The following is a 20664-nucleotide window of genomic DNA, read 5'->3' on the forward strand; positions in this document are numbered from 1 at the left end:
ATGTCACACCAGACGGCAATTTTCCTGTTCGGGCCAGTGCGCATAGGGAAGAACGGCCCCGTCGCGGCGGCTGTCGCGGACCCGCGACAGGTCGACCTGGGCCTGGACCCAGCCCGGCGCATCCATCCCGCCTTGGGCGATGATCCCGGTCTCCGGCCAGAAGCCGTCGGGCGGGCCATAGATCGCGGCGCGGCCCCGGTTCTCGTCCAGCGCCGGCAGCCAGTCGCAGGCGCCGACCGTAGGGGCATGGACCACGACGCACTGGCTTTCCAGCGCCCGGGCCATGGCCCCGATCCTGACCCGTGTGAACCCCGCGACCGTGTCGGTGCAGCTGGGCACCAGCAGGATCTCGGCCCCGGCCTCGGCCAGTACGCGGCCCAGCAGAGGAAATTCGCTGTCATAGCAGATCAGCACGCCCATCCGCCCAAGCGCCGTGTCGAAGACGCGCAGGCCCGGCGCGCCGGTCACATCCCAGTGCTCGCGTTCGAAGCGGGTCATGATCTGCTTGTCCTGATGCCCGATCCGTCCCTCCGGGCCATACAGCACCGCGCGGTTCACCGGACGCGGCCCCTCGAAGACCGGCCCCGAGGCGCCCAGGATGTGGCATCCCCGCGCCGCCGCCAGCCTGAGATGCAGCGCCTCGACAGCGGGTCCGTGGCGGGCGACCTCGTGCAGCCCGGCCTCCAGGTCGGCGGCGGTGGCGCGGCCGCCAAGCGAGGCCAGCTCCATCGCGCCGTATTCGGGAAAGACCAGCAGGTCGGCCTCGGCCGTCGCGACCCATCGGGTCAGCTTGGCCTCGTAGGCCGCGAAATCGTCGAACCAGTCGATGGGATAGGCGGCGGCGGCGATCCTCACAGCGGCTTCATCCAGAACTGCAGCGTCTTCTCGGTCTCGGCGGCCTCGCCCAGATCCTTCCACGCGAAGGAGGCCGTGACGCCGGGCAGCGGCGCATAGCCCCGCTTGTCCCAGAAGGCGTCGAGGGGGCGATACTCGGCGGGGCGCAGCGGATGGGCCTGGGGCCGGATCACGCTGCAGAAGGCGCTGAAGCGGGCGCCCAGGGCGCGGGCGTGATCCTCGCGCGCGTCGAAGAAGGCGTGACCCAGCCCCCGGCCCCGATAGGCCCGCAGCAGCACCGATTCGGCGCAGTAGAAGATGTCGGACAGCGCCTCGGGGCGGCCGTGGAAGGCCTCTCCGAAATCGGCGGCGTGGTCGGACATGGGGGCGCCGGTGGCGGCCCCCACGATCCGCTCGCCATCCAAGGCCGCGACCACCACCGCGCCCGGCGACTGATAGGCCCGCAGGTAGTCGCGTTCGTAATCCGCGTCGCCGTCATAGAGATAGGGCCAGTCGCGGAAGACCGCGATCCGCAGCCGCGCCACGTCGGGCAGGGCCGCGGCCAGGTCGTCTCCGGTCAGGACGCGGGTGGTGACGGTCATCCGCCGACCTGTCGCGTCCAGTCGGCCAGGTTGTAATAGGTCGTCACGCGCGAGATCAGCCCGTCCTCGATCGTGAAGAAGGCGCCCGCCGGCAGGCGATAGGCCTGGCCATTGGCCTCGGGCAAGCCCGCGTCGGTCTTCAGATAGGTGCCGTTCACCACGAATTCCGCCGCCGCGCGGTCGCCGGCCTCGGTCGCCATGACGACGATGTCGGTCAGCGTCTCGCGATAGCTGACGGTCATGTGTTCGGTGAAGGCGGCGAACTGGTCGCGGCCCTTGCGGACCTGCCCCTCGTTGACGTGATGTTCGACATGCGGGTGCAGCATGTCCAGCATGCGCTCGGTCTTGCCCGCGTTGAAGGCATCGTAATAGGCGGTGATCAGGGCCTTGGCATCCATGTCGGTCTCCTTGTCGGAATGCGCCTTGGCATACCGGGCTTTGCGCGGCGCGTCACCCCGGCCCAAGGGTGCAGGACGGGGTGATCCCTTGAATTCTGAACCGAACCTGCTAGCGATTTGGCAAGTCAACATCGGAGAACACCGGATGAACGGACCAGATCAGCTGGGCAGGCGCGAGATCACCTGCTTCAAAGCCTATGACGTGCGGGGCGAGCTGGGCAAGAACCTTGACCCCGACGTGGCCTATCGCATCGGCCGCGCCTTCGCGCAGGCCCGGTCGGCCAAGCGCGTGGTCGTGGGCCGCGACAGCCGCGAATCCTCGCCCGAACTGGCCGCGGCCCTGATCGAGGGGCTGACCGATGGCGGCGCCGACGTGCTGGATCTGGGCCTTGCGGGCACCGAGGAGGTGTATTTCCACACCGGCAACCAGGACACCGATGGCGGGATCGAGGTCACGGCCTCGCACAACCCGATCAACTACAACGGCATGAAGATCGTGGGCCGCGGGTCCGCCCCGCTGGATCCCGCGACCGAGCTTCCGCCGATCATCGAACTGGCCACCTCGGGCGACTTCACGCCGGCCACCAAGGGCAGCGTCAGCGACTTCAGCCATGCCCGCGCCGAATATGCCAGCCGCATGGCCGATTTCGTCGACGTGGCCGCGCTGAAGCCGATGAAGATCGTCGTGAATGCCGGGAACGGCACCGCGGGCCCCACCTTCGACGCCATCGCCGCCGAACTGGAGCGTCGCGGCGCGCCGCTGACCTTCGTGCGCATGCATCACGATGTCGATTCAAGCTTCCCGAACGGCATCCCCAACCCGCTGCTGGACGAGAACCAGCCCCCCACCGTCGCGAAGATGATCGAGGAGAAGGCCGATCTGGGCGTGGCGTGGGACGGCGATTTCGACCGCTGCTTCTTCTTCGACGAGAATGGCCGCTTCATTCCCGGCGAATACATCGTGGGCCTGCTGGGCGCGGCCTTCCTGGAAAAGTCGCCGGGCGAGAAGGTCGTGCATGACCCCCGCGTCATCATGAACACGCGCGCGATGATTTCGGAAGCGGGCGGCGAGGCCGTGGTCAGCAAGACCGGCCACGCCTTCATCAAGCGCAAGATGCGCGATGTCAGCGCAATCTATGGCGGCGAGATGTCGGCGCACCATTATTTCCGCGACTTCTACTATTGCGACAGCGGCATGATCCCGTGGCTGCTGATGATCGAGCTGCTCTCGCGCAAGGGCAAGACCCTGGCCGAGCTGCTGGAGGAGCGGATGCGCCTCTACCCGTCCTCGGGCGAGACGAACTACACGATCGAGGATCCCGACGCCGCCATCGCGCGCCTGATCGAGACCTACGAGCCGCAGGCCGACAGCCGCGACGATCTGGACGGCGTGTCGCTGGATTTCGGCACTTGGCGCTTCAACCTGCGCAAGTCGAACACCGAGCCCGTCGTGCGCCTGAACGTCGAGGCCGATGGCGATGCGGCGCTGGTGAAGGCCAAGCAGGCCGAGCTGGCCGCGATCCTGAAGGGCTGACGCCCCGGTCCCGGGCGGCGCCACATTGGCGCTGCCCGGGGTTCCGGCGATCCTAGAACAGGATCGCCGCGCCGCCGATCAGGGCGGTCATCAGCCCCAGGAAGATCGCCCAGTGCAGCAGGGTGGTGCGCCCGCTGCCCATCGGCGCGGCGCGGGACCCCAGGTCCCCTTGGTCGTTGTCCATGTCGTTGTCCTTGCAGAAGATTTCCATTTCGGACGGTCCGCGGCGCGGCGTCCGGTGGCATCCGTCATGCAAGGGCAGGAGGCGCCCGGGGCCGCGTCGCCGGGCGCGGCGGTCCCGACAGGGAGGCGTCGGTGCCAGACTGTGCCCAGGCCGCGACGCGCGGCGCCGGGGCGTCGGGTGCGGACAAATCGCCCGGCCCGGGCGGGAGGCCCTTGGGCAGGGCCGGGGCGGCGGGGCGGTCCAGCACGGCCTGCCCGGTGGGCAGGGCGGTGTCGCTCAGCTGCTCGTGGCTGGGCAGCAGGCTGCCCGGCAGGGCCAGGGGCCGCGCGGGCAGCCAGGCCGACATCAGCACCAGCGCCAGCACCGCGACGACGGCCAGCAGCCGTCGCGCCAGGCCGGGGGTCATGGGAAGGGGATCAGCCGGGACGGGCGTCATGGCGCCTCACGCCGCCGTCCGGGACGCGGGCAACCCAAGTCTGGCGAAGGTCTGCGTCATGGCGGCGGTCCCGGGTCCGGCGAACGGGTCCGTCCCGCCGGGGCAGAATATCCTGGCCGCACCGATCTGACCAGCGGGCATGACGCGCCCTTCAGCCGATCCACGGCCAGAGCAGCCTGGCCGCGATCGCCCACATGACCAGGGCGATGACACCCTCCAGCCGGCGCCAGGCCGAGGGGCGGGCAAAGACCGGCCGCAGCCAGGCCGCCCCATAGCCCAGGCCGAAGAAGAACAGCACCGATCCGGTCATCGCGCCTGCCGCGAACTGGACCTCGGCGCCGGGGAACTGCGTCGAGATCGTGCCCAGCAGCACCACCGTGTCCAGATAGACGTGCGGGTTCAGCCAGGTGATCGCCAGGCAGGCCGCCAGCGTCGCGCCCAGGCCCTGCGCGGGGCGCGCGGCATCCACCGTCAGCGCCGCGTCGGATTGCAGCGCCGCCCGCAGGCTGCGTGCGCCATAGGCGAGCAGGAAGGCCGCCCCCGCCAGCCGCATCACCGGGTCCAGCCACGGCAGCCGCGCGGTCAGCGTCCCCGCCCCGGCCACGCCCATCCCGATCAGCGCCGCATCCGAGAGGGCGCAGGTCAGGCAGACCGCCAGCACATGTTCGCCCCGCAGGCCCTGACGCAGGACGAAGGCGTTCTGCGCCCCGATGGCGACGATCAGGCCAAGCCCGGTCAGAAGCCCGGTCAGGAAGATGTCGGCGGCCATGCGGGGGTCCTTTCGGCGGGGTCCGCCCGCGCCCTAGCCTGCCCGCCCGCCAGAGGCAAACGACACCCTCCGGGCCCGAGCCGCGCAGCCGGAATCGCGCAGGAGGATGCCGCCGACCGCCCCGCATGCGACGATGCCGCACTTGCAAAAACCGGCCCCGCACGCGACATTCGTCGTAATTGAAAAACGTGCCCTGCCGGTTGTGTCATCGTGCAGGGGGGCTTTGCTGCCCGGCCCGGCGCCTGCCCGGACGGGCGGACCATGCCGCGAAAGGTCCGAGATGTTCGACAACGCAGATGCCATCCTTCTGGCCCGCATCCAGTTCGCCTTCACCGTCAGCTTCCATTTCCTGTTCCCGGCCTTCACCATCGGCCTGGCCAGCTTTCTGGCCGTGCTGAACGGGCTTTGGCTGTGGACCAAGGATCACAAGTATCTGGATCTGTTCCGCTATTGGGTCAAGATCTTCGCGCTGGCCTTCGCCATGGGCGTCGTGTCGGGCATCGTCATGTCCTATCAGTTCGGCACCAACTGGTCGGTCTTTTCCGACAAGGCGGGCCCCGTCATCGGCGCGCCCATGGCCTATGAGGTGCTGTCGGCCTTCTTCCTCGAGGCCGGATTCCTGGGGATCATGCTGTTCGGCCGCGACCGGGTGGGCCCGACCCTGCACATGATCGCCTGCCTGGCGGTCGCGGGCGGCACGGCCATGTCGGCCTTCTGGATCCTGTCGGTGAACAGCTGGATGCACACCCCCGCGGGGTTCGAGATCGACGCCGTCACGGGTCAGTTCCTGCCCACCGACTTCTGGCAGGTAATCTTCAACCCGTCCTTCCCCTACCGCCTGATGCACACGGTCACGGCGGCCTATCTGACCACCGCCTTCATCGTCGGCGGCGTGGCGGCGCTGCACCTGCTGCGCCACCGCCACCGCCGCGACAAGGTCAGCCCGGCCACGCGCACCATGTTCTCCATGGCGATGTGGATGGCGGCGATCTTCGCGCCGGTCCAGATCGTGCTGGGCGACTTCCACGGCATCAACACGCTGGAACACCAGCCCGCCAAGGTCATGGCGATGGAGGGGCATTTCGAAAGCCACGAGGCCGGCGCGCCGTTGTACCTGTTCGGCATCCCCAACCAGGAGGAGCAGCGCCTGGACTATGCCATCGGCATCCCCAAGCTGTCCTCGCTGATCCTGAAGCACGACCTGAACGCCCCTCTGGCGGGCCTCGACACCATCCCGCGCGAGGATCAGCCGCCCGTGGCCATCGTCTTCTGGTCCTTCCGGGTCATGGTCGCGCTTGGCTTTGCGATGCTGGCGATCGGGCTCTGGTCGTCCTGGGCCCGCTGGCGCGGCACGCTGTTCGACAGCCCGATGCTGCACCGGGCGGCCCTGGCCATGGCGCCCTCGGGACTGGTCGCGGTGCTGGCCGGGTGGATCACTACCGAGGTCGGGCGCCAGCCCTTCACCGTCTACGGCTATCTGCGCACCGAGGACAGTGCGGCCCCCCTTGACGCGGCGGCGGTGGGTACCTCGCTGATCGCCTTCATCATCGTGTATTTCGCGGTCTTCGGGGCGGGCACCTACTACATCATGCGTCTGATGAACCGTGCCCCGACCAGTGGCGAGGCCAGCCTCAAGGACGTCACCAACAGCCCGATCCGCACGGCGGGGACCACCCCCGCCCAGCAGCACCCGACCCGCAACCCCCATCCCGGAGAGTAAGCATGCCCATCGCAGACGGCGTCTCCTTCGACCTGACGGTCATCTGGGCCTTCATCATCGCCTTCGCGGTGCTGGTCTATGTGGTCCTGGACGGGTTCGACCTGGGGCTTGGCATGCTGTTCGCGGTCGAGCCCGAGGGCGAGGACCGCGACATCATGATGAACTCGGTCGCCCCGGTCTGGGACGGCAACGAGACCTGGCTGGTGCTGGGCGGCGGCGGGCTGTTCGCGGCCTTCCCGCTGGCCTATGCGCTGATCCTGCCCGCGCTCTACGCGCCGATCATGGCCATGCTGCTGGCACTGATCTTCCGCGGCGTGGCCTTCGAGTTCCGCTGGCGGACCAAGCGCTGGCGCCCGGTCTGGGACCTGGCCTTCATCGGCGGCTCGGCCATGGCGGCGCTGACGCAAGGCATCACGCTTGGCGGGCTGCTGCAGGGGATCCAGATCGACAAGGCCGCGCGCAGCTATTCGGGCGGCTGGTGGGACTGGCTGACGCCCTTCACGATCATGGTCGGGCTGGCCGTCATGGTGGGCTACATGCTGCTGGGCGCGACCTGGCTGGTGATGAAGACCGAAGGCCCGCTGCAGACGCGGATGCGCAGCCGGGCCTGGGTGCTGGGCGTGGGCACGGTCATCTTCATGGGCGTGGTCAGCCTGTGGACGCCCTTCCTGCAGGACGGCTATTACAGCCGCTGGTTCGGAGGCTGGAACATCGTGCTGGCCGCCCTTGTCGGCGCCATGGTGCTGGGGCTGGCCTTCGGCATGTTCCGCACCCTGATGGTCAAGCATCACGACTACTGGCCGTTCCTGTTCGCGCTCGGCATGTTCGTGCTGGGCTTCATCGGGCTGGGCTATTCGATGTTCCCCTATATCGTCCCGGTCGAGGTCACCATCTGGGAGGCCGCCGCCCCCCGCAACAGCCAGATCTTCATGCTGGTCGGCGCCTCGGTGCTGATCCCGGTGATCCTGGCCTACACCGCCTATTCCTACTGGGTCTTTCGCGGAAAGATGGACCCGAATGACGGGTACCACTGATGCCGCGCGGCATCACCAGGATGGCCTGGTTCGTGGCCATCTGGCTGGCCAGCGTCGCCGTGATCGGCACGGTGGCCTGGCTGATCCGCTTGTGGATCGTCTGAGGATCGCGCCTCAGCCCAGATAGGCGCGCAGGCCGGGCGGCGGATCGTCCAGCAGCGCCCCGGTGGGTCGGGGCGGATTGACGCGGCCGTCGTCTACCAGCAGCGTGTCGGGGGCGAAGGCGCGGGCATCCGCCGGATCATGCGTCACCATCAGCACCGTCGTGCCCGCCGCGATCCGCGCCAGCAGGCCCAGCATCTCGGCCTTCAGCGCCGGGCCCAAGGCCGCGAAGGGTTCGTCCAGCAGCAGCAGGGGCTGGGCGCGCAGCAGCACCCGGGCCAGCGCGACGCGGCCCTGCTGCCCCCCGGACAGCGCGCCGGGGCGGCGGTCCTGCAGACCTTCCAGCCCCACCTGCTCCAGCGCCTGCGCGACCTGTTGCCACTGGGCGCGGTCCAGACGCAGGTCGGGGCGCAGGCCCATCCCCAGGTTCTGGCCCACGCTCAGATGCGGAAACAGGTTGTGCTGCTGGAACAGGATCGACACCGGACGCCGCCCCGGCGCCATGTTGGTGATGTCCTGCCCGTCCCAGACCAGCCGCCCCTGCGACGGCGCCAGAAACCCCGCCACCAGCGACAACAGCGTCGATTTCCCCGACCCCGAGGCGCCGATCACCGCATGGCGCCCCGGCGGGACCGTCAGATCGGCGGACAGGGTGAAGTCGTCCTGCCGCAGGACGATGTCGCGAAACTCAAGCGTCAAGGCGCCCTCCCCGGTCGAACAGCCAGAACAGCGCGAAGCTGATCCCCATCAGCAGCACGGCGCAGGCCGCCGCGTCCTCCATCCGATAGCTGCCCATCAGCTGGTAGAGCTTCAGGGGCAGGGTCGGCCGGTCGCCCGCGAACAGGGTGATCACCCCCAGATCGCCCATCGCCAGCGCCGCCGCCAGTCCCGCGCCGAAGCCCAGGGGCCGCGCCAGCCGGGGCAGCACCAGAAAACGCAGCCGCGCCCAGCCCCGCAGGTCCAGCGCCGCCGCCAGCCGCCCGTAATCCGCCTGCAGCGCCTGCGCCGCAGGAATCAGCGCCCGCAGCCCGAAGGGCAGCGCCATGGCCGCGTTGATCGCCACCGTCACCGGCAGGGCCATCTGCTGCGGGCCGGCCACGTCGCGGAGCAGGAGGAACAGCCCCGTCCCCAGCACCAGCGGCGAGGCGATCAGCGGCAGCATCCCCGCCCCCTCGACCCACCGCCCGGCCCCGCGCGCGATCGCCAGCGCCAGCGCCAGGCAGGCCGAGGCCGACAGCAGCGCCGAGGCGAGCGCCATCCAGACCGAGCGCAGGGCCGCATCCCAGACATCCCCCGGCAGGCCGGGAATGCGCGGCACCCCGGTGGCGATCACCGCCAGCAGCGGCCAGAGGAGGAACGCCGCCGCGCCCGTGATCACAAGCGCATCCGCGCCCCGGCGCCAGCCTGGCGGCCCGGTCACGCCCGGCCCCGCATCCATGCCCGCGCCGAAGGTCGCCGGCACGACGATCCGCCGCGCCAGCGCCAGCGCGCCCACGCACAGCGCGATCTGCACCAGCCCAAGCGCCGCCGCCCGGCCCAGGTCGAAATCGAAGCGGAACGCCTGATAGATGGCCAACTCGACCGTGGTGGCGCCCGGCCCGCCGCCAAGCGCAAGCGCGACGGTGAACGAGGTCAGGCAGACCAGGAACACCGCCAGCCAGACGCCCGGCAGGACCGCGCGCAGCATCGGGCGTTCCAGATGCCGGAAGATGTCGCGGGGGGCGAAATCCAGGCTGGCGGCCAGGCGGAACCGCTCGGACGGGATGGCCTGCCAGCCCTGCAGGATCAGCCGCACCGACAGCGGCAGGTTGAAGAACACATGCGCCAGGATCACCCCCTGCCAGCCATAGATGCCGACTTGGGGCAGGCCCACCGCCTCCAGCGCCTGGTTGATCGCCCCGTTGCGGCCGAAGACCGCGATCAGCCCCATGATCGCCACGATCACCGGCAGCAGGAAGGGCGCGCCTAGCAGCGTGACCAGCACCCCGCGCCCGGCAAAGCGCCGCCGCGCCAGCGCCCGGGCGACGGGGACGGCCAAGGCGGCGGACAGGGTGGCCGACAGCAGCGCCTGCCAGCAGGTGAACCAGACCGCGCGCCAGTCCCATCCGGTCAGCGCCGACAGCCCGCCCGCGCCCCAGGCCACGGCGGCCAGCGTCCCCAGGATCAGCGCGGCAAGGGCTGCGGCGACCGCGTGGCCGGGGCTCAGCGCAGCGCCCGCTGCCATTCGTCCAGCGCGGGCTGGCGCAGCGCCTCGGCCTGATCCTCGTCATAGAACAGGGTCGTGGCGGGGCGCGGCAGGTCGCGCATGACCTGCGGCCAGTCGGCCTGCGGCAGCTTGGCAGGCAGCGACCAGTTGGCCAGCGGGATCGTGGCTTGGAACTCGGGCGTCAGGATCCAGTCCATGAAGGCCTGCGCCAGGTCAGGCTGGTCGGTTCCGGCGACCTGCGCGGCCAGCTCGGCCATCAGGTAATGCCCCTCGGGAAAGATCGCGGCGACCTTGGTCGCGTCATCCTCGGCGGCGATGTGATAGGCGGGCGAGGTGGTGAAGGACAGCACCATGTCGGCCTCGCCATCGGTGAACAGGCCATAGGCCTCGGACCAGCCGCGCGTCACCGTCAGGATCTTGGGCGCCAGCTTCTCCCACGCGGCGCCGGCCTCGTCGCCATAGACCTGCTTGACCCACAACAGCAGCGCCAGCCCCGAGATCGAGCTGCGTGGGTCCTGGATCACGATCTGCAGATCGTCGGGCGCGTCCAGCAGCTCGGCAAAGCTGGCGGGCGGGGTCTCCAGCCGGGTCGCGTCATAGACGAAGGCCGTCTCACTCCAGTTGTAGGGCAGGAAGACGGGATCGGTCCAATCGACCGGCAGCGACATGTCGGAGGTGTCCTGCCCATGCGGCGCGAAGAGGCCCGAGGCCCGCGCCCGCGCCGTCACGTCGGTGTTCAGGCCGAAGACCACGTCGGCCTGCGTCCCCTCGCCCTCCATCAGGATGCGGGGCAGGATGTCGCCGGTCACGAATTGCAGGTCGCAGTCGCAGATCGCCTCGAACCCCTGTTCGATCGCGGGGCCGGGGCCCCATTCGCTGGCGACATAATCGCTGGCATAGACGGTCAGCACGCGGTCCTGCGCGATGGCGGGGCCCGCCACCAGCAGCGCGGGGATCAGGAAAAATCTCATGTCGCCTCCTTGTTTCATCAGTGAAAGAAGGGACATGCCGCACCTTCCCTCCGCCGGGCCTAGCCGGATCAGGTTCAACGGGTCCGCTGTCGCGTCTCAGCCCTAATGGGCGCCCCGAGGTGCCCTTGAATGTAGGCATTTCACCGACCCGCGCAAGCGGCTAGAACGTCCATCATGACACAGGACCCCCACGACCCGCCGACGCCCATGATGGCGCAATATCTGGCGATCCGCGCGGCCAATCCCGGCGCGCTGCTGTTCTATCGCATGGGCGATTTCTACGAGATGTTCTTCGACGACGCGGTCGCCGCCGCCAGCGCACTGGACATCGCCCTGACCAAGCGCGGCACGCATGAGGGCCAGCCCATCCCCATGTGCGGCGTGCCGGTCCATGCGTCCGAGGGGTATCTGCTGACGCTGATCCGCAAGGGGTTCCGCGTGGCCATCGCCGAGCAGATGGAGGACCCCGCCGAGGCCCGCAAGCGCGGGTCCAAATCCGTGGTCGCCCGCGACGTGGTGCGGCTGGTGACGCCCGGCACCCTGACCGAGGAATCCCTGCTGGAGGCGCGGCGCCACAACTATCTTGCCGCCTTCGCCCAGGTGCGCGACGAGGGCGCGCTGGCCTGGGTCGACATCTCGACCGGGGCGTTTCAGGTCATGGACTGCCCCCTGCCCCGGCTGGCGCCCGAACTGGCGCGCCTGGCCCCGCGCGAGGTTCTGGCCTGCGACCGGGGCTTGGACGAGGTGGTCGGCGATGCCGGCGCCGCGCTGACAGACCTGCATGCCAGCGCCTTCGACAGCGGGGCGGGGGCGCGGCGGCTCTGCGCCCTCTACGGCGTGGAGACGCTGGACGGGTTCGGCCAGTTCTCGCGCCCCGAACTGGCGGCGATGGGCGCCATCGTCGATTATCTGGACATGACCCAAAAGGGCAAGCTGCCCCTTCTGTGCCCTCCGGTCCGCGAAAAGGCCGGGGGCGCGATGCAGATCGATGCGGCCACCCGGCGCAATCTGGAACTGACGCAGGCGCTGTCGGGCGGGCGAGACGGCTCGCTGCTGTCGGCCATCGACCGCACCGTGACCGCGCCGGGCGCGCGGCTGCTGGAACGCCGCATCAGCGCGCCGTCGCGCGATCTGGCGCTGATCCACGCGCGTCATGATGCGGTGGCGGGGCTGGCGGGCGATCCGCGCCTGATGGCCGACCTGCGCACGGCCCTGGCCCGCGTGCCCGACATGGACCGCGCCCTGTCGCGGCTGGCGCTGGACCGGGGCGGGCCGCGCGATCTGGCTGCGATCCGCGCCGGGCTGACCCAAGGCGCGACCATCGCCGCCCGCCTTCCCGACGACGCGCCGGACATCCTGCGCGCAGCCGCCGCTGATCTGACCGGCCATGAGGACCTGATCGACCTGCTGGACGCGGCGCTGGTGGCCGAGCCGCCTTTGCTGGCCCGCGACGGCGGCTTCGTGGCCGAGGGTCATGACGAGGATCTGGACCAGACCCGCCGCCTGCGCGACGAGGGGCGCGGCGTCATCGCCGGGATGCAGGCGGATTATGCGGCGTTGGCCGGGGTGCCCAGCCTCAAGATCAAGCACAACAACGTGCTGGGCTATTTCATCGAGACGACCGCCACCCATGCCGACCGCATGCGGACCGAGCCGTTGAACCAGACCTTCATCCACCGCCAGACCACCGCCAACCAGATCCGCTTCACCACGGTCGAGCTGTCGGAACTGGAAACCCGCATCCTGAACGCCCGAGACCGCGTGCTGGAGATCGAGCGCGGCGTCTTCGACCGCCTGCGTGCCGCCGTGCTGGAGGGCGCCGGACCCATCGGGCAGGCCGCCCGCGCGCTGGCCGAGATCGACCTGGCCGCCGCTTTCGCCGATCTCGCCTCGGGCGAGGGCTGGGTGCGGCCGCGCGTCGATGACAGCCGGGCCTTCGTGATCACGGGCGGGCGGCATCCGGTCGTGGAACGCGCCCTGCGGCGCAAGGCGGACAGCTTTGTCGCCAATGACTGTGACCTGACGACGGGGACGACCCCCGCGATTTGGCTGCTGACCGGTCCCAACATGGCGGGCAAATCGACCTTCCTGCGCCAGAACGCGCTGATCGCGGTGCTGGCGCAGGCGGGGGCCTTCGTGCCCGCCCGGGCGGCGCATCTCGGGCTGGTCAGCCAGCTGTTTTCCCGCGTCGGCGCGGCGGACGATCTGGCGCGGGGCCGGTCCACCTTCATGGTCGAGATGGTGGAGACCGCCGCGATCCTACATCAGGCCGACGACCGCGCGCTGGTCATTCTGGACGAGATCGGGCGCGGCACCTCGACCTGGGACGGGCTGTCGATTGCCTGGGCGGTGATGGAGCATCTGCACGGGCTGAACCGCTGCCGCGCCCTGTTTGCCACCCATTATCACGAGATGACCGCCCTGTCGGCAAAATTGGACGGGGTCGAGAACGCCACCGTCACTGTCCGCGAATGGGAGGGCGAGGTGATCTTTCTGCACGAGGTCGTCAAGGGCGCCGCCGATCGCAGCTATGGCGTGCAGGTGGCCAAGCTGGCGGGGCTGCCCGCCAGCGTGGTGGACCGTGCCCGCACCGTGCTGGACGCGCTGGAAAAGGGCGAACGTCAGGGCGCCAGCCGCCCCGCCGCGCTGATCGACGACCTGCCGCTGTTTCGCACAGCCCCCCCGCCACCTGCGCCGAAATCGTCAGTGCTGGACGCGCGGATGAAAGCGGTGCATCCCGACACTCTGACGCCCCGCGAGGCGCTGGACCTGATCTATGAGCTGAAATCCCTGACCGAGGAGACCATCCGATGAGCTACAACACCTTCGGTCGCGAGTTTCGCTTCACCACCTGGGGCGAAAGCCACGGACCCGCCCTTGGCGCGACAGTCGATGGCGTGCCCCCGGGCGTGCCCCTGTCCGAGGACTTCATCCAGCGCTTCATGGACCGTCGCCGCCCCGGCACCTCCAAGCACACCACGCAGCGGCGCGAGGAGGACCGGGTCCGCATCCTGTCCGGCACCTACGAGGGGATGACCACCGGCACCCCCGTCCAGCTGATGATCGAGAACACCGACCAGCGGTCCAAGGATTACGGCGACATCGCCGCCAGCTTCCGCCCCGGCCATGCCGACATCACCTATCACCTGAAATACGGGCTGCGTGATCCGCGCGGCGGGGGCCGGTCAAGCGCGCGCGAGACGGCGGCGCGGGTCGCGGCAGGCGCGGTGGCGCAGGCGGTGCTGGGCGCTCTGCTCCCCGATCTGGCGATCACCGGCTACATGGTGCAGATGGGCGCGCTGCATCTGGACCGCGCGCGAACCGACCTGTCGGCCATCGACGACAACCCGTTCTTCCTGCCCGATGCCACTGCCGTGCAGGCCTGGTCGGACTATCTGGACGGCATCCGCAAGGATCAGAACAGCGTTGGCGCCGCGATCGAGGTGCTGGTGCAGGGCTGCCCGCCGGGCCTCGGCGCCCCGGTCTATGCGAAGCTTGACACCGATCTGGCCGCCGCGATGATGTCGATCAACGCCGTCAAGGGCGTCGAGATCGGCGAGGGCATGGGGTCCGCCGCCCTGACCGGCGTGGCCAATGCCGACGAGATCCGCATGGGGCCCGACGGGCCTGAGTTCCTGTCCAACCATGCGGGCGGCATCCTGGGCGGGATCTCGACCGGGCAGGACATCGTGGTGCGGTTCTCGATCAAGCCCACCAGCTCGATCACCACCCCGCGCCGGTCGATCACCACGCGCGGCGACGAGATCGAGGTGATCACCAAGGGCCGCCACGATCCCTGCGTGGGCATCCGCGCCGTCCCGGTGGCCGAGGCGATGGCGGCCTGCGTGATCCTGGACCACCTGCTGATGGACCGCGCCCAGACCGGCGGCGTCCGCGGCCGGATCGGGGCCGATCAGGCGGGCTGACCTGCCAGGAAGGCCTCGACCTCGGCCCGGGTCGGGATCGCGTCGCCCGCACCGGCCCGCGTGACCTTCAGCGCGGCGGCGGCCGAGGCCAGGCGCAGCGCCGCCGGAATGTCGGCGCCGCCGTCCAGCCCGGCGGCGAAATACCCCGCGAAGGTGTCCCCCGCCGCGGTCGTGTCCACCGGCGCGACCCGGAAGGCGGGCTGGTGATGAACCTGACCCGTCGCAAGGTCGCGATACTCGGCACCCTCCGATCCGCGCGTGATCAGCAGGCCCTGCACCGGCAGATCGCCCGGCACGCCCGCGAACAGCTGCTGCGCCTCGCCCGCATTCATCGCCAGGATGGTGACATGGGCCAGCACGGCGCGCACCGCGTCCAGATCGAACGGCGCGGCGGAATAGATGACCCGCGCGCCCCGCGCCTGCGCCGCCTGCGCGGCGGCGACCTGGCCGTTCGTCTCGTTCTGGATCAGCAGCGTGTCCGCGGGACCCATCGCCGACAGGCTGCGGGCCAGCGCGCCCTCGTCGAGGGCGCGATTCGCGCCGGGATGGATGACGATGGCGTTCTCGGCATCGCGGTCCAGAAGGATCACGGCATGGCCGGTCACCTCACCCGCCAGCCGGGCGATGCCCGTCCCGTCGACGCCAGCCGCCGCCATCCGCTCCGCGACCCAGGGATCGCCCGCGCCCATCGCGCCCAGGTGATGCGTCACCGCCCCCGCCCGGGCCGCGGCGATCGACTGGTTCGCGCCCTTGCCGCCCAAGCCCTGCGCATAGGCGCGAGAGGCCAGCGTCTCTCCGGGCCGGGGCAGGCTGTCCAGGTGATAGACGTGGTCGATGTTGATCGAGCCCAGGTTCCAGATCGCCATATCCGCCTCCGCAATGTCGGGCGCCATGTGACCGGGGGCGTGCGGGCTTGTCCAGATGCGAAAGGACGCGCCCGGTGCGGGGCGCGTCCTTGTCAGGCTGTCGATGTGATCGCGGTGGCGATCAGCGGTGCAGCGGCTTGCCCTTGTGCGGCGCCCAGAGGCGCTTGTTGACCAGATACAGAAGCACGGTCAGCACCAGCAGGAACAGCACGGCGACCAGACCCACGGACTTGCGGTCCATCAGCTTGGGCTCGGCCGTCCACATCAGGAAGGCGGACACGTCCATCGACATCTGGTCCACGGTGGCGGGCGTGCCGTCCTCGAAGGTGACCTGATCGTCCGACAGGGGGGCGGCCATGCTGATCCAGCCGCCCGGGAAGGCGGTGTTCTCGTGCAGCAGCGTGCCCGCCTGTTCTTGGTCCTCGCCCGTGTAGCTGGTCAGCAGGGCGTGGATGTATTCCGGACCGCCCATCCCGCGGATGAACTGGTTGATCCCCAGGCCGTAGGGCCCGTGGAACCCGGCGCGCGCCTTGGCCATCAGGGACAGGTCGGGACCCATGCCCATGCCCGACACCGTCGGGAAATGGTCGGTGATCTCGCGATCACGCTCCTCGCCGATGCTCTCGTCGAAGACGGGCAGCAGGTTGGTGGCATAGGCACGCACCTGATCCTCGGGCAGGCCGGGGCCGCCGTCATCGCTCAGCGTGCGGATCGGCACATAGCGCAGACCGTGGCAGGCCGAGCAGACCTCGGTATAGACCTGCAGCCCGCGCTGCAGCTGGAACTGGTCGAACGATCCGAACGGTCCCTCGAACGAGAAGTCCACATCCTCGATATGGCCTCCCTCGCCTGCGGCCATCGCGGCACCCGACAGGCCAAGCGCCGTGACGGCAGCGATCGCAAAAGCTTTCAGCATGATCTTGGGTCCTCTCATTCGGCCGGCTGCGTCAGACTGGTCCCACCAGTATTCGGCGAGTAATGTTCGTTGTAATCCTCCTCGATGGTCGCGGGCATCGGGTCGGGCTTCTCGATGACACCCAGAAGCGGCAGGATGACCAGGAAGTAGGCGAACCAGTAGGCCGAGGCCGCCAGCGCGATGTAGGGATAGATCCCCTCGGCCGGCATGGCACCCACCCACATCAGGATCATGAAGTCGGCGGCCAGCAGCCAGAACCACCACTTGAACTGCGGGCGATAGCGGCCCGAGCGCACGCGGCTGGTGTCCAGCCAGGGGGCCAGCGCCATCACGACGATCGCGCCGAACATGGCCAGCACGCCGAAGAACTTGGCGTCGACGATGCCGAAGGTCACGAAGTCGACCAGCTGGACCAGCCACACCTCGGCATCGAAGGCCCGCAGGATGGCGTAGAAGGGCAGGAAGTACCATTCCGGCACGATATGCGCGGGCGTCGCCAGGGCGTTCGCCTCGATATAGTTGTCGGGGTGGCCGAGATAGTTGGGCATGAAGCCGACGATGGCGAAGAAGATCGCCAGGATCAGCGCCAGCGCGAACAGGTCCTTCATGACGAAGTAGGGCCAGAAGGGCAGCGTGTCCTTGGCGGCCTCTTCCTTCGAGGTGCGACGCACCTCGATGCCGGTCGGGTTGTTGTTGCCGGTCGAGTGGAAGGCCCAGATATGGACGATCACCAGGCCCGCGATGATGAAGGGCAGCAGGTAGTGCAGCGAGAAGAAGCGGTTCAGCGTCGCGTTGCCGACCGCCGGTCCGCCCAGCAGCCAGGCCTGCAGCGTCTCACCCACGCCCGGCACCGCGCCGAAGAGGCCGGTGATCACGGTCGCGCCCCAGAAGGACATCTGGCCCCAGGGCAGCACGTAGCCCATGAAGGCGGTGGCCATCATCAGGATGTAGATCAGCATGCCGATGATCCACGTGACCTCGCGCGGCGCCTTGTAGCTGCCGTAGTAGAGGCTGCGGAAGATGTGCAGATAGACGGCCACGAAGAACAGCGAGGCGCCGTTCATGTGGATGTAGCGCAGCATGTAGCCGCCGTTGACGTTGCGCATGATATGCTCGACGCTGGCGAAGGCCATGTCGACATGCGGCGTGTAGTGCATCACCAGGACGATGCCGGTGATGATCTGCAGCGCCAGACAGAAGACCAGGACGATGCCCCAGATCCACATCCAGTTCAGGTTCTTGGGCGTGGGGATCATCAGCGTGTCGTACATGATCCCGGCCACGGGCAGGCGGCGGTGCAGCCAGCGCTCGAACCCGGACTTGGGCTCGTAATGGTCGTGCGGAATTCCGGCCATGATAACCCTCCTTAACCCAGCTGGATGGTGGTGTCGTTGATGAACGACGCCAGCGGAATGTGCATGTTCTGGGGTGCGGGACCCCGGCGGATCCGGCCAGCGGTGTCGTAGTGGCTGCCGTGGCAGGGGCAGAACCAGCCGCCGAAGTCGCCGGCGCCGTCACCGATCGGCACGCAGCCCAGATGGGTGCAGACGCCGATCTGGACCAGCCATTCGCCGGTCTCGTCCAGCGCGCGGTTCGCATCCGTGGCAGGCGCCGCGGCGTCGGGCAGGTTCGGGTTCTGGGCGTTCTGGTCGGGCAGGTCGTTCAGTTCGACCGCGCGGCCGGCCTCGATCTCCTCGGGCGTGCGGCGCCGGATGAACACGGGCTTGCCCAGGAACAGGACAGTGATCTGCGATCCTGGCCCCACGCCGCTGACATCGATCTGGATCGAGGCCAGGGCCTGGACGTCGGCCGACGGATTCATCTGGTTCACAAGCGTCCAGGCGGCGGCCCCGGCGGCCACCGTGCCTGCGCCCGCCGTGGCATAATAGAGGAAATCCCTCCGGGTGCCTACGTGGTCATCTGCGTGGGACACGGGTCATACTCCAATTCGGGCCGAAAGTGCAGGCCGATACGACATTCCGGGCCACGTCCGAACGCAGCCTTCGCGGAGGCGGTTCTAGCTCTCAATTCCCCGTCAGTCCAGATGATAAGCCGCCGCAGGGAGACGCATATCGACGCATCTGTCTGATTCCGGCAACGCGCGGGGCCCTGCCGCGCCCTTGGGACGGCGCGCGACACAGGGTCGGCCGCACGGCTAGGGATCACAGCAAGCCTTCGGCGCGAAAGCTGAGTTCGCGCGACTTGCCGATGATCAGGTGGTCGTGGATGGTGATTCCCATGCTGTCGGCCGCCTGCGCGATGCGGGCGGTCATCGAGATGTCGCTGTCCGAGGGGGTGGGATCGCCCGAGGGATGGTTGTGGACCAGGATCAGCGCCGAGGCGTTCACCTCGAGCGCGCGACGGATGATCTCGCGCGGATAGACCGGCACATGGTCGACGGTGCCGCGGCCCAGTTCCTCGTCCGCGATCAGGACGTTCTTGCGGTCCAGATACAGCACCCGGAATTGCTCGATCTCGCGATGCGCCATCTCGGTATGGCAATAGTCCAGCAGCGACTGCCAGCTGGACAGGACCGGGCGGTGCATGATGCGGGCGCGGGCCAGGCGCCGGGCGGCGGCCTCGACGATCTTCAGTTCGGTGATGACCGCCTTCCCGACGCCGTCCACCGCCTGCAGCCGTGCGGGCGGGGCGGTCACCACTCGGTTGAAATCACCGAAGATCTCGATCAGGCGCCGGGCCAGCGGCTTGACGTCCTGGCGCGGGATGGCGCGGAACAGGACCAGTTCCAGCAGCTCGTAATCGGGCATGGCCTCCGGGCCGCCCTGCAGGAACCGGTCCCGCAACCGGGCGCGGTGATCGGCCAGATACGAGGGCGCGGCCTTGCCCGCGGTCGCGGGAGGCGCCACGGCCACGTCGTCGGCGGCCGGGGCGAACAGGGGAAGGGGCATTTCGCCAAAGGATCGATTCGGGTCCATGCCCGCAGCATGATCCCGAATCCCTGAAGAAAGGGTTAAGCGCCTAGCGCGTCATCCCGTCCCAGAAGCTTTTCACCTTGTCGAAGAAGCTGTCCGATTGCGGGCTGTTGTCGGCCTTGACCGCCTCGAACTCGCGCAGCAGCTCGCGCTGGCGGGGGGTCAGGTTGACGGGGGTCTCGACGGTCAGCTCGATCAGCATGTCGCCGAAATCGCCGCCCGCGCCGGGACCGTGGCGCAGGGGCGGCATGCCCTTGTTGCGCAGGCGCATTTGGCGGCCGGTCTGGCTGCCCACCGGCACCTTGACCCGCGCGCGTCCGCCGTCGATCGTCGGCACCTCGACCTCGCCGCCCAAGGCGGCGGTGGCCATGCTGACCGGCACCTGGCAGGCCAGCATCTTGCCGTCGCGCAGGAAGATCGCGTGATCACGCACCTCGACGAAGATGTACAGATCGCCGGTCGGCCCGCCGCGCAGGCCCGCCTCGCCCTCTCCCGCCAGCCGGATCCGGGTGCCGGTCTCGACGCCCGCCGGAATGTTCACCGACAGCGCGCGGTCATGTTCGGTTCGGCCCGCGCCGTGGCAGACCCGGCAGGGGTTCTTGACGATCTGGCCCGCGCCGCCGCAGGTCGGACAGGTGCGTTCGACGGTGAAGAACCCCTGCTGCGCCCGCACCTTGCCCATGCCGGCGCAGGTCGGACAGCCGGCGGGCTGCGTGGCGCCCTCGGCCCCCGTCCCGCTGCAGGATTCGCAGGCGACCGAGCCGCGCACGGTGATCGGCTTCTGCACGCCAGCATAGGCCTCTTCCAGCGAGACCTGCAGGTTGTAGCGGAGGTCCTGCCCACGCTGCGCCCGGCTGCGTCCGCCACCCCCGGCCGCGCCGCGGCGGCCCATCATGTCGCCGAACAGATCCTCGAAGACATCCGCGAAGGCCGCGCCGAAGTCGCCGGGATGGCCGCCGCGGGCACCGCCGCCGCCGCCCATGCCGCCTTCGAAGGCCGCATGGCCGAAACGGTCATAGGCAGATTTCTTCTGGTCGTCCTTGAGGCAGTCGTACGCCTCGTTCACTTCCTTGAAGCGCGACTCGGCGGTCGCGTCATCCTGGTTGCGATCGGGGTGAAGCTCCTTGGCCTTGACCCGATAGGCCTTCTTGATCTCGTCCGCTCCGGCGCCGCGCGTGACCCCGAGCACTTCGTAATAGCACCGCTTGCTCATGTGTCGTCCTGTTCAGCTGT

At 69.1% G+C, this 20664-nt stretch carries 21 protein-coding genes and 1 riboswitch; of the genes, 6 read left to right on the forward strand and 15 right to left on the reverse strand.

Going from position 1 to position 20664, the window contains the following annotated elements:
• Positions 1–3: 3 nt before the first annotated feature.
• Genes E4191_RS14640 through E4191_RS14650 form a run of 3 tightly spaced genes read right to left on the reverse strand, consistent with a single transcriptional unit; the run spans position 4 to position 1834 of the window.
• Complete coding sequence (locus tag E4191_RS14640; protein WP_135314049.1) at positions 4–855, reverse strand: carbon-nitrogen hydrolase family protein; 852 nt, start codon at positions 853–855, stop codon at positions 4–6.
• Complete coding sequence (locus E4191_RS14645) at positions 852–1436, reverse strand: GNAT family N-acetyltransferase (protein WP_135314050.1); 585 nt, start codon at positions 1434–1436, stop codon at positions 852–854. Before E4191_RS14645 ends, E4191_RS14640 begins: the two co-directional genes overlap by 4 nt.
• Positions 1433–1834 (reverse strand): ketosteroid isomerase-related protein, encoded by a 402-nt coding sequence (locus E4191_RS14650; RefSeq protein WP_135314051.1) that lies wholly within the window; start codon positions 1832–1834, stop codon positions 1433–1435. The genes E4191_RS14645 and E4191_RS14650 overlap by 4 nt, the downstream gene beginning before the upstream one ends.
• 145 nt (positions 1835–1979) lie before the next feature.
• On the opposite strand from E4191_RS14650, the gene E4191_RS14655 reads away from it, so the two are divergent.
• The gene (locus tag E4191_RS14655) at positions 1980–3368 is read left to right on the forward strand and encodes a phosphohexomutase domain-containing protein (protein ID WP_135314052.1); all 1389 of its coding nucleotides are present in this window, start codon (positions 1980–1982) and stop codon (positions 3366–3368) included.
• Positions 3369–3420: 52 nt separating this feature from the next.
• Here E4191_RS14655 and E4191_RS24585 read toward each other — a convergent pair whose 3' ends face one another.
• The 3 genes from E4191_RS24585 to E4191_RS14665 form a co-directional block, all read right to left on the reverse strand.
• Positions 3421–3552, reverse strand: coding sequence for a hypothetical protein (locus E4191_RS24585; RefSeq protein WP_269436659.1), 132 nt, complete (start codon positions 3550–3552; stop codon positions 3421–3423).
• Between the two features lie 64 nt (positions 3553–3616).
• The gene (locus E4191_RS14660) at positions 3617–3958 is read right to left on the reverse strand and encodes a hypothetical protein (protein WP_135314053.1); all 342 of its coding nucleotides are present in this window, start codon (positions 3956–3958) and stop codon (positions 3617–3619) included.
• Positions 3959–4139: 181 nt separating this feature from the next.
• The gene (locus tag E4191_RS14665; RefSeq protein WP_135314054.1) at positions 4140–4757 is read right to left on the reverse strand and encodes a LysE/ArgO family amino acid transporter; all 618 of its coding nucleotides are present in this window, start codon (positions 4755–4757) and stop codon (positions 4140–4142) included.
• Positions 4758–5037: 280 nt separating this feature from the next.
• Here E4191_RS14665 and E4191_RS14670 point away from each other — a divergent pair, with 280 nt between their 5' ends.
• Genes E4191_RS14670 through E4191_RS14680 form a run of 3 tightly spaced genes read left to right on the forward strand, consistent with a single transcriptional unit; the run spans position 5038 to position 7615 of the window.
• Positions 5038–6477, forward strand: a complete 1440-nt coding sequence (locus E4191_RS14670; protein WP_135314055.1) for a cytochrome ubiquinol oxidase subunit I — start codon at positions 5038–5040, stop codon at positions 6475–6477.
• A 2-nt stretch (positions 6478–6479) separates the two neighbouring features.
• Positions 6480–7511 carry a cytochrome d ubiquinol oxidase subunit II gene (gene cydB / locus E4191_RS14675; RefSeq protein WP_135314056.1) on the forward strand — a complete coding sequence of 344 codons (1032 nt, stop codon included), beginning with the start codon at positions 6480–6482 and terminating at the stop codon, positions 7509–7511.
• Positions 7511–7615, forward strand: coding sequence for a DUF2474 family protein (locus E4191_RS14680; protein ID WP_135314057.1), 105 nt, complete (start codon positions 7511–7513; stop codon positions 7613–7615). Before cydB ends, E4191_RS14680 begins: the two co-directional genes overlap by 1 nt.
• Before the next feature lie 10 nt (positions 7616–7625).
• Here E4191_RS14680 and E4191_RS14685 read toward each other — a convergent pair whose 3' ends face one another.
• Genes E4191_RS14685 through E4191_RS14695 form a run of 3 tightly spaced genes read right to left on the reverse strand, consistent with a single transcriptional unit; the run spans position 7626 to position 10790 of the window.
• Positions 7626–8312, reverse strand: coding sequence for a thiamine ABC transporter ATP-binding protein (locus E4191_RS14685; protein WP_135314058.1), 687 nt, complete (start codon positions 8310–8312; stop codon positions 7626–7628).
• Positions 8302–9837 carry an ABC transporter permease family protein gene (locus E4191_RS14690; RefSeq protein ID WP_135314059.1) on the reverse strand — a complete coding sequence of 512 codons (1536 nt, stop codon included), beginning with the start codon at positions 9835–9837 and terminating at the stop codon, positions 8302–8304. Before E4191_RS14690 ends, E4191_RS14685 begins: the two co-directional genes overlap by 11 nt.
• The gene (locus tag E4191_RS14695) at positions 9816–10790 is read right to left on the reverse strand and encodes a thiamine ABC transporter substrate-binding protein (protein ID WP_135314060.1); all 975 of its coding nucleotides are present in this window, start codon (positions 10788–10790) and stop codon (positions 9816–9818) included. Before E4191_RS14695 ends, E4191_RS14690 begins: the two co-directional genes overlap by 22 nt.
• Before the next feature lie 28 nt (positions 10791–10818).
• Positions 10819–10917, reverse strand: a riboswitch (TPP riboswitch).
• 47 nt (positions 10918–10964) lie between these two features.
• Here E4191_RS14695 and mutS point away from each other — a divergent pair.
• Together mutS and aroC are read left to right on the forward strand one after the other, a co-directional pair.
• Positions 10965–13604 carry a DNA mismatch repair protein MutS gene (gene mutS, locus E4191_RS14700; RefSeq protein ID WP_228461361.1) on the forward strand — a complete coding sequence of 880 codons (2640 nt, stop codon included), beginning with the start codon at positions 10965–10967 and terminating at the stop codon, positions 13602–13604.
• Entirely contained in the window at positions 13601–14716 is a 1116-nt protein-coding gene (gene aroC, locus E4191_RS14705; protein WP_135314061.1) for a chorismate synthase, read from the forward strand. The genes mutS and aroC overlap by 4 nt, the downstream gene beginning before the upstream one ends.
• On the opposite strand, the gene E4191_RS14710 is transcribed toward aroC, so the two are convergent.
• From E4191_RS14710 to dnaJ, 6 genes are all read right to left on the reverse strand, one after another.
• Positions 14704–15582: a ribokinase gene (locus E4191_RS14710; RefSeq protein WP_135314062.1), complete on the reverse strand. Its 879-nt coding sequence runs from the start codon at positions 15580–15582 to the stop codon at positions 14704–14706. The genes aroC and E4191_RS14710 overlap by 13 nt on opposite strands.
• Positions 15583–15703: 121 nt before the next feature.
• On the reverse strand, positions 15704–16498 hold the full coding sequence (locus tag E4191_RS14715; RefSeq protein WP_135314063.1) for a cytochrome c1: 795 nt from the start codon (positions 16496–16498) through the stop codon (positions 15704–15706).
• A 14-nt stretch (positions 16499–16512) separates the two neighbouring features.
• Positions 16513–17853 (reverse strand): cytochrome b, encoded by a 1341-nt coding sequence (gene petB, locus E4191_RS14720; protein WP_135314064.1) that lies wholly within the window; start codon positions 17851–17853, stop codon positions 16513–16515.
• 11 nt (positions 17854–17864) lie between these two features.
• The gene (petA, locus tag E4191_RS14725; RefSeq protein ID WP_135314065.1) at positions 17865–18431 is read right to left on the reverse strand and encodes a ubiquinol-cytochrome c reductase iron-sulfur subunit; all 567 of its coding nucleotides are present in this window, start codon (positions 18429–18431) and stop codon (positions 17865–17867) included.
• A gap of 229 nt (positions 18432–18660) precedes the next feature.
• A complete protein-coding gene (gene radC, locus E4191_RS14730) occupies positions 18661–19434 on the reverse strand; it encodes a RadC family protein (RefSeq protein ID WP_135314066.1) in 774 nt (257 codons plus the stop codon).
• Positions 19435–19477: 43 nt separating this feature from the next.
• Entirely contained in the window at positions 19478–20644 is a 1167-nt protein-coding gene (dnaJ, locus tag E4191_RS14735; protein WP_135314067.1) for a molecular chaperone DnaJ, read from the reverse strand.
• Positions 20645–20664: the final 20 nt, after the last annotated feature.

This window comes from Paracoccus liaowanqingii (genome assembly GCF_004683865.2).
Classification (GTDB): Bacteria; Pseudomonadota; Alphaproteobacteria; order Rhodobacterales; family Rhodobacteraceae; genus Paracoccus; species Paracoccus liaowanqingii.

Excerpts from the sequence above, each read along its gene's own strand:
- E4191_RS14695 (WP_135314060.1), bottom strand. The coding sequence starts at position 10,790 with ATGAGATTTTTCCTGATCCCCGCGCTGCTGGTGGCGGGCCCCGCCATC.
- E4191_RS14650 (WP_135314051.1), bottom strand. The coding sequence starts at position 1,834 with ATGGATGCCAAGGCCCTGATCACCGCCTATTACGATGCCTTCAACGCG.
- mutS (WP_228461361.1), top strand. The coding sequence starts at position 10,965 with ATGACACAGGACCCCCACGACCCGCCGACGCCCATGATGGCGCAATAT.
- E4191_RS24585 (WP_269436659.1), bottom strand. The coding sequence starts at position 3,552 with ATGGACAACGACCAAGGGGACCTGGGGTCCCGCGCCGCGCCGATGGGC.
- E4191_RS14690 (WP_135314059.1), bottom strand. The coding sequence starts at position 9,837 with ATGGCAGCGGGCGCTGCGCTGAGCCCCGGCCACGCGGTCGCCGCAGCC.
- E4191_RS14680 (WP_135314057.1), top strand. The coding sequence starts at position 7,511 with ATGCCGCGCGGCATCACCAGGATGGCCTGGTTCGTGGCCATCTGGCTG.
- E4191_RS14715 (WP_135314063.1), bottom strand. The coding sequence starts at position 16,498 with ATGCTGAAAGCTTTTGCGATCGCTGCCGTCACGGCGCTTGGCCTGTCG.
- aroC (WP_135314061.1), top strand. The coding sequence starts at position 13,601 with ATGAGCTACAACACCTTCGGTCGCGAGTTTCGCTTCACCACCTGGGGC.
- E4191_RS14655 (WP_135314052.1), top strand. The coding sequence starts at position 1,980 with ATGAACGGACCAGATCAGCTGGGCAGGCGCGAGATCACCTGCTTCAAA.
- cydB (WP_135314056.1), top strand. The coding sequence starts at position 6,480 with ATGCCCATCGCAGACGGCGTCTCCTTCGACCTGACGGTCATCTGGGCC.
- E4191_RS14710 (WP_135314062.1), bottom strand. The coding sequence starts at position 15,582 with ATGGCGATCTGGAACCTGGGCTCGATCAACATCGACCACGTCTATCAC.
- radC (WP_135314066.1), bottom strand. The coding sequence starts at position 19,434 with ATGGACCCGAATCGATCCTTTGGCGAAATGCCCCTTCCCCTGTTCGCC.
- E4191_RS14660 (WP_135314053.1), bottom strand. The coding sequence starts at position 3,958 with ATGACCCCCGGCCTGGCGCGACGGCTGCTGGCCGTCGTCGCGGTGCTG.
- E4191_RS14670 (WP_135314055.1), top strand. The coding sequence starts at position 5,038 with ATGTTCGACAACGCAGATGCCATCCTTCTGGCCCGCATCCAGTTCGCC.
- E4191_RS14645 (WP_135314050.1), bottom strand. The coding sequence starts at position 1,436 with ATGACCGTCACCACCCGCGTCCTGACCGGAGACGACCTGGCCGCGGCC.
- E4191_RS14665 (WP_135314054.1), bottom strand. The coding sequence starts at position 4,757 with ATGGCCGCCGACATCTTCCTGACCGGGCTTCTGACCGGGCTTGGCCTG.
- dnaJ (WP_135314067.1), bottom strand. The coding sequence starts at position 20,644 with ATGAGCAAGCGGTGCTATTACGAAGTGCTCGGGGTCACGCGCGGCGCC.
- petB (WP_135314064.1), bottom strand. The coding sequence starts at position 17,853 with ATGGCCGGAATTCCGCACGACCATTACGAGCCCAAGTCCGGGTTCGAG.